Here is a 5,903-nt window from a genome sequence, read left to right as displayed (position 1 = left end):
TTTCAGCCCGCTGCCACCTCGTCCCCGCCCTACCAACGCAAACAACCTAAATAATAACAATCCAAGCAATAATTCTCGTTTCGATAGTTAACTAAGGCCTGTTTTAAATGATTTGGCAGCTTAGGTGTAAGCAGTTTTTGTTATTAACTTCATTTTGTTTATTAAACGCCTGCGGCCAACGTTTCGAAGCTCCCGGTATTGGCGATCAGCAGGATCCTGCTCTAAGTGGTAATGGGCGCCTCTTGGTAACAGTGGCGGAGCGCTCAGGCAGACGCGCAGTGCGTTTAATTGAGCGCAGCACTGGCAATGAATTACCCCTAAAAGGTTTGAATTGGGGAATGCCCCACCGTTCGCCATCTTTGAGTTGGAACGGCCGTTATTTAGCTTTCATTTTGCAAAGAGCTGAGCGTTCTGAAATAGTTGTATTTGATCGGGCCTTAGCTCGTTTGCGCCCCTTGCCATTGCCAGGTGGGCGCTCTCCTCAAGCCCTAACTATTTCGCCAGATGGCAAGCGCCTAGGGGTTCAGCTTTTGCATCGCGGCCAGCAAGATGTGGAGTTGTTTAATCTGCCTTCCCACGAACCGGATTTAGCCCCTGGAGCACCCTTGCGATGAGCAAGAAAGCATTTTTTTATTGCTTATTTAGTTTTTTGCTACTTGGGGGCTGCGAGGGGCAAGGTTTACAACCGGAGCTTGGCCTGAATCCCCGTATTTCCCAACCTGGAGACGATAGCTCTCCCAGCTTGGCTGCTACTGGAATGGCCTGGATCGCCCCCGGATCAGCTCAGGTGAGATGGCTGGATTTTTCAACAGGATTCGGCTCTCCGTTGCCGGGGCTTAATCGCCCCGATGCCCAACCTATAAGCGTGAGTGTGGATAGTGCTGGTAAACGCTTTGCCTTGGTGCGCAGTTTGGCAGGGCGCACTGAATTGTTGATTTATGAACGCAATCTCGCTTTATTGCGGCCCATTGGGCTGGTGCCAGCTGGGGTGCCAGCGAAGGTTGCCATCAGTGGCGATGGCCGAGTGCTAGCAGTGCAGGTGAGCCGAGGGGGGCGCTGGCAGGTGGAGCTGCTTGATTTACCTTGAACCGATTTATCTAATTAAATTTGAATTAACTTAATCCAGCCCAATGCAAAAAAGTTTCACCAGAAAAAGTTTCAATCAATAGTATTGCTGAAAAACCGAGCATGGCAAAGCGGCCATTCATTCTTTCGGCATAGGGGCTCCAGCCAAAATCAGGCACATCATTGGTGGTGGCACTGGTTGAAGGGGGTGCGGATTGATCCATGGGGATTGGTTGGGTTGGCATCAGGTTGGATCAAAAACATAATTAGCGGCAGGCAGCAAACTCCAACCGCCGCTGCCATCAAGCTGGAGCACCGTGTTGTGGAAAGCTGTGAGGGTAGGGCGATGCCCCACGCTGATAAAGGCCATATCTCTTTGGGCTAGCAAGCCATAAAGCCTCCTCTCAGTTGCTACATCAAGGGCGCTTGTAGCTTCATCAAGCACTGCAAATTGAGGTGAATTAAGCAACAGCCGCGCGAAAGCAAGCCGCTGCTGTTCGCCAAGCGATAGCAACCTGGGCCAATCCTGTTGGATCCCCAAATCTGGATAGCGACTAATCATTCCAGCTAAGTTCACTTCCTCAAGCACATTTCGCAGTTGAGAATCACTAAAGCGCGCCTGATCAAGGGGGTAACAGAGCTGTTCTCTCAAGCTGCCTAATAACATATAAGGCTTTTGAGGAATAAACATCAGCTCGCCGAGGGGAGGGCGTTCAACTTCACCACTGCCGCTGGGCCATAAACCACTAACTAGGCGAAGTAGTGATGTTTTGCCGCAACCGCTGGGGCCAACCACCAACACTCTCTGGCTCGGGCCCACCTCAAGATTGATGTTTTTAACTAATGTTTGATTTGTGCCAGGTGGTACAACAGAGGCATCGCGCAGTAAAATTGAACCGCTGTGATTGCTTCGCTCTTTTGCTTCAAGAGCAGGAACCGGTAAAGATTCAATTGTGGATTGGAAACCTTCTAATCGATTGATACTAGCCGAGAAAGCGGCAAGTTGATCAATATTATTAACAATAAAACTTACAGAACCAAAAACCATGCCAAATGCAATTGAAGCTTGGCTAAATACGCCAAAGTCAACTTTTTTTGCAAAGTAAATTGGCGCAATAACGATCCACGGTAAGAATCTAGATAAGTAATCATAAGAGCGTCGAATCATATTTATTAAAGCCTGCCAGATAATCAAGCGATCAAAATTTTGAATTGCTCCTCCAAGGCGTCTTTGTGCCTCTTGGCTTTCTTGAACTTCGCCTTTATAAAAAGCAATTGATTCAGCATTATCTCTTATATGAACAAGCCCGTAGCGGAAATCCGCTTCAAGCTTTAGTTGTTGATAATTTAATTTTACCAGTTTGCGGCCAATAAATATTATTAAAGTTGTGCCACCAATCGCGTAAATTATAAGTGCTAAGGTTAGGCTTTTGCTGATGCTCCACAATACAATTATAAAGCTAAAGAATGTTAGTAATGCTTCTAGTACCCCCACAACAAAATCCAGGCTTGTACCGGTGAAGTTTCTTGCATCTTCAGAGATGCGTTGGTCTGGATTGTCTACTTCTGCGTTGCTTTCATCATTTGGATTAAGTTGATAATAAGCTCGATCGCTCATGTAGCGATCTAATAGCCTTTTGCTTAGCCACTCCCTCCACAATAATCCCAGCTTTGGAATTATATAATTCTGCAATGTACGAATCGGTAGAGCTAAGATTAGACAAAAGCCGTAGATAGAAATTATGCGCCAAAAACCCTGCTCATCATAGGCAACCTGTGCATTATCGATATTGCGAGCGATAAAACTAATGCCAACATTTATACCATTTAATACAAGGAGTAATAGCGCAATTACCCCCAGCAGTAACCACGGCAACCAGCGTCCCTGTCGCAGTTTGTTTCTAAAGGCCACAAAACAAGCAATGCTTGAGGCCAGCGCCAGCATCACTAGTGCCCCCGCCGGGCTAGCCCAGATCCCTGCCACCCGCTCGGGTACCCCTGGCAAGAAGCGGCTTTGCAATTGGGGGATTAAAGCGCCACTCGCAGCCACTAGGCCTGTGAGCAGCAGCAGTGTTAAGCCCACCACTATCCCAAGCAGAGCCGCCACCAGCAGCAGAAATTGCCAGGGGTTTGAATCTTCAATCGGTAAAAAATAAGGTTGAGCTAGGCGCTGCAGCTTTACCAGCTGAATGCGCAAACTCTGAATGGGGTTGCTCAAAGGGATCGGTTTCTCTTATCTCTATTCTGCCGATTTAACCGGGGGGCCACAGCAATGGCCGACCACCAATTACGTGAATGTGTAAGTGGAACACGGTTTGACCAGCTTCAGCGCCTGTGTTGATAACGGTGCGCCAAGCGATCAGCCCCTGCATTTTTGCCAGTTTCGCAGCTACCAGCAATAGGTGCCCGAGCAGTAAAGCTTGGTTTTCATCTGCTTCGCTCAAGCTGGCGATATGGAGCCTTGGAATCACTAAAATGTGAACTGGCGCCTGCGGTTGCAGGTCTTTAAAGGCGATGCAGTGCTCGTCTTCATAGATACGATCTGTCTTGATTTCATCCCGCAAGATCTTGCCAAAAACCGTTTGATTGTTTTCTGTCACGAGAACCAGGATGAATGCCTAGATCCTTACACCTTTACCAAGCAGCAGAGAGGCGCTTATATATGTTGCCGGTTACTAGTTCTTTGCGATGCTTCACCTCCAGTTCCAAGATGAGCTGGCCCAGCGTCGCAAGGGCCCGATCCGTAAACGTCTTGAACCCGAGTGGCGTGATGCGGGTATGGATCTTTTGTACGCGGTTAATCGCCTCGCCGACATGATTGATGGCACAGACGGCCCAAGAGATAGGCAGAGCCGCGCAGAATTGCTTGATTACACCGAAGCATCGATTCGCCGCCTTGAACGCATTCGTTACCGCCTTAACCAACGTCAATCCTGATTGCTCAAATTGTTTTTTTGATACAAATCATTCATAGGGGGAATTAAACAACTAGTGGCGTTGCCGATTTGCTGGCCTTTTGTTCTGGTGCCTGCCTTTTTGGCATAGAGGCGAAGCCCATCCAGGTGGAGGTGGATTTAGCTCCTGGTTTGCCTGGTTTGCAGCTGGTGGGTTTGGGGGATACCAGCGGTAGAGAAGCGCGCGAAAGGGTGCGATCGGCTTTGCGAAACAGTGGTTTTCGTGTTCCTCAAACCCGCGTTGTGGTGAGCCTTGCGCCTGCTGATCTACGCAAGGAGGGGCCTGGCTTTGATCTCCCCATGGCCCTTGCTCTTTTGATGGCAACTGGGCAGCAAGCGCCGGATGCGCTGCAGGGGGTTTGGGCTACTGGCGAGTTGGGCCTTGATGGCAGTTTGCGGCCAGTGCGGGGTGTTTTGGCGATGGCTCAGGCGGCCAAAAAAGCAGGGGCTCGGGCTCTAATTGTGCCAAGTGAGAATGGCCAGGAGGCAGCCTTGGTGCAGGGGCTTGAAGTGTGGCCTGCAAAAGGGCTAAAACATGTTCATAACGCATTAGCAGGCAGTGTTGCCTGGGGAGTAGCAACGGCCCCGATGCCGCCGCTAGCAAAGGAATTTGCTCCGGATTTGGCAACGGTGCGAGGCCAGCTGCATGGTCGTCGCGCTTTGGAAATTGCCGCCTGTGGCGGCCATCACTTGCTGTTTATCGGGCCGCCGGGATGCGGTAAAACCCTTTTAGCCAGATGTTTGCCAGGTTTATTGCCCCCCCTCAGCCCAGAGCAGGCGCTGGAGCTCACGCAGATTCATTCGGTTGCGGGGCTCTTAACGGCAGGAGGCGGTTTGCTTCAGCAGCCCCCTTTCCGTGCCCCCCATCACGGTTGCAGTGGGGTCGCCCTTGTGGGTGGAGGGGCTTACCCGCGCCCTGGCGAACTTTCATTGGCCCACCGTGGGGTTTTGTTTCTCGATGAGTTAGCGGAATTTCGCCGTGATGTGCTGGATCACCTGCGCCAACCACTGGAAACAGGGATGGTTCATCTGGCTCGGGCGCGCTTTTCGCAATTTTTTCCATGCCAATTGTTGCTGGTGGCAGCTACCAATCCCTGCCCTTGTGGATGGTGGGGCGATCAGGTGCGCCCCTGTCGTTGCGGTGAGCGCTTGCGACGTCAGTACTGGTCGAGATTGTCTGGGCCACTCCTGGATCGCCTCGATTTACAGGTGCTGCTACGGCCATTGAGCCCCGCGGAACTAAGCGATGAAGGTAATCATCCTTTGCAGCAGAGCAGCATGGAGGTGGCTAGGCGAGTGCTGCTGGCAAAAGAGCGGATGATTGCGCAAAATCCCAAGGGTTTCAATAACGCTGAAGCACCCTTAGAAACTATGAAAGGCCGATTGAGGCTGCAAGGGCCAGCCAAAAATCTCTGGGTCGTTACTTTGGAGCGTTTATATCTGTCGGCGCGTAGTGCTGGCAAGGTGCTACGCGTAGCTCGCACCATTGCCGATTTGGAAAATTCAGAAAAAATAGAAGCTGTGCATCTGGCGGAAGCACTCAGTTATCGCCCCTTGGATCGTAAGCAGGCTTAGTTGTAACCCGTTCCATATGTTTCAACCCATGCTTGCCCTTTTGGCCTGGTATCGCAAGTGAGCGAACCATCGGGGTTACTATGGCAACTACTGCTACCAAGTTGACTTTGGGGATCCCAAGGGTCTTGATCGTAAATAATTGATTGATTTAGAATTGTATTTGCATTGCAAGGGGTAGCAAAGCAAAAGGCAATTGAGCAAACAAATCCCGATATTTTTAAACTCGATTTTAATGAAAAGCGAATTACGGAATGCATCTAACTAGCGGCGTCTGCGACGTTGCTGAGCTTTCCGTTTGTATTTTTCCAC

The 5,903-nt window shown here is 50.2% G+C and carries 7 protein-coding genes; 4 read left to right on the top strand and 3 right to left on the bottom strand.

Annotated elements, in window-relative coordinates; all coding sequences use genetic code 11:
* Window positions 1–137 precede the first annotated feature (137 nt).
* Together KB557_RS08425 and KB557_RS08420 are read left to right on the top strand one after the other, a co-directional pair.
* Window positions 138–614, top strand: a complete 477-nt coding sequence (locus KB557_RS08425) for a hypothetical protein (protein ID WP_255133206.1) — start codon at window positions 138–140, stop codon at window positions 612–614.
* Window positions 611–1,087, top strand: coding sequence for a hypothetical protein (locus KB557_RS08420; RefSeq protein WP_255133204.1), 477 nt, complete (start codon window positions 611–613; stop codon window positions 1,085–1,087). The genes KB557_RS08425 and KB557_RS08420 overlap by 4 nt, the downstream gene beginning before the upstream one ends.
* A gap of 25 nt (window positions 1,088–1,112) precedes the next feature.
* Here the strand turns inward: KB557_RS08420 and KB557_RS08415 are convergent, their stop codons facing one another.
* Genes KB557_RS08415 through KB557_RS08405 form a run of 3 tightly spaced genes read right to left on the bottom strand, consistent with a single transcriptional unit; the run spans window position 1,113 to window position 3,665 of the window.
* Window positions 1,113–1,289 (bottom strand): chlorophyll a/b-binding protein, encoded by a 177-nt coding sequence (locus tag KB557_RS08415; protein ID WP_315856214.1) that lies wholly within the window; start codon window positions 1,287–1,289, stop codon window positions 1,113–1,115.
* A 20-nt stretch (window positions 1,290–1,309) separates the two neighbouring features.
* Entirely contained in the window at window positions 1,310–3,262 is a 1,953-nt protein-coding gene (locus KB557_RS08410) for an ABC transporter ATP-binding protein/permease (protein ID WP_255133200.1), read from the bottom strand.
* A 55-nt stretch (window positions 3,263–3,317) separates the two neighbouring features.
* Window positions 3,318–3,665: a histidine triad nucleotide-binding protein gene (locus KB557_RS08405; RefSeq protein ID WP_255133198.1), complete on the bottom strand. Its 348-nt coding sequence runs from the start codon at window positions 3,663–3,665 to the stop codon at window positions 3,318–3,320.
* A gap of 88 nt (window positions 3,666–3,753) precedes the next feature.
* On the opposite strand from KB557_RS08405, the gene KB557_RS08400 reads away from it, so the two are divergent.
* The gene (locus KB557_RS08400) at window positions 3,754–4,002 is read left to right on the top strand and encodes a hypothetical protein (protein WP_255133196.1); all 249 of its coding nucleotides are present in this window, start codon (window positions 3,754–3,756) and stop codon (window positions 4,000–4,002) included.
* A gap of 68 nt (window positions 4,003–4,070) precedes the next feature.
* A complete protein-coding gene (locus KB557_RS08395) occupies window positions 4,071–5,594 on the top strand; it encodes a YifB family Mg chelatase-like AAA ATPase (RefSeq protein ID WP_255133194.1) in 1,524 nt (507 codons plus the stop codon).
* Window positions 5,595–5,903 lie beyond the last annotated feature (309 nt).

This window comes from Synechococcus sp. Cruz CV12-2-Slac-r, assembly GCF_024346075.1.
Taxonomy (GTDB): Bacteria; Cyanobacteriota; Cyanobacteriia; order PCC-6307; family Cyanobiaceae; genus Synechococcus_D.
This window is presented reverse-complemented; position numbering and strand designations above follow the sequence as displayed.

What these genes read in the sequence shown, in the direction of transcription:
- KB557_RS08420 (WP_255133204.1), top strand. Translation starts at nt 611, where the DNA reads ATGAGCAAGAAAGCATTTTTTTATTGCTTATTTAGTTTTTTGCTACTT.
- KB557_RS08415 (WP_315856214.1), bottom strand. Translation starts at nt 1,289, where the DNA reads ATGGATCAATCCGCACCCCCTTCAACCAGTGCCACCACCAATGATGTG.
- KB557_RS08400 (WP_255133196.1), top strand. Translation starts at nt 3,754, where the DNA reads ATGCTTCACCTCCAGTTCCAAGATGAGCTGGCCCAGCGTCGCAAGGGC.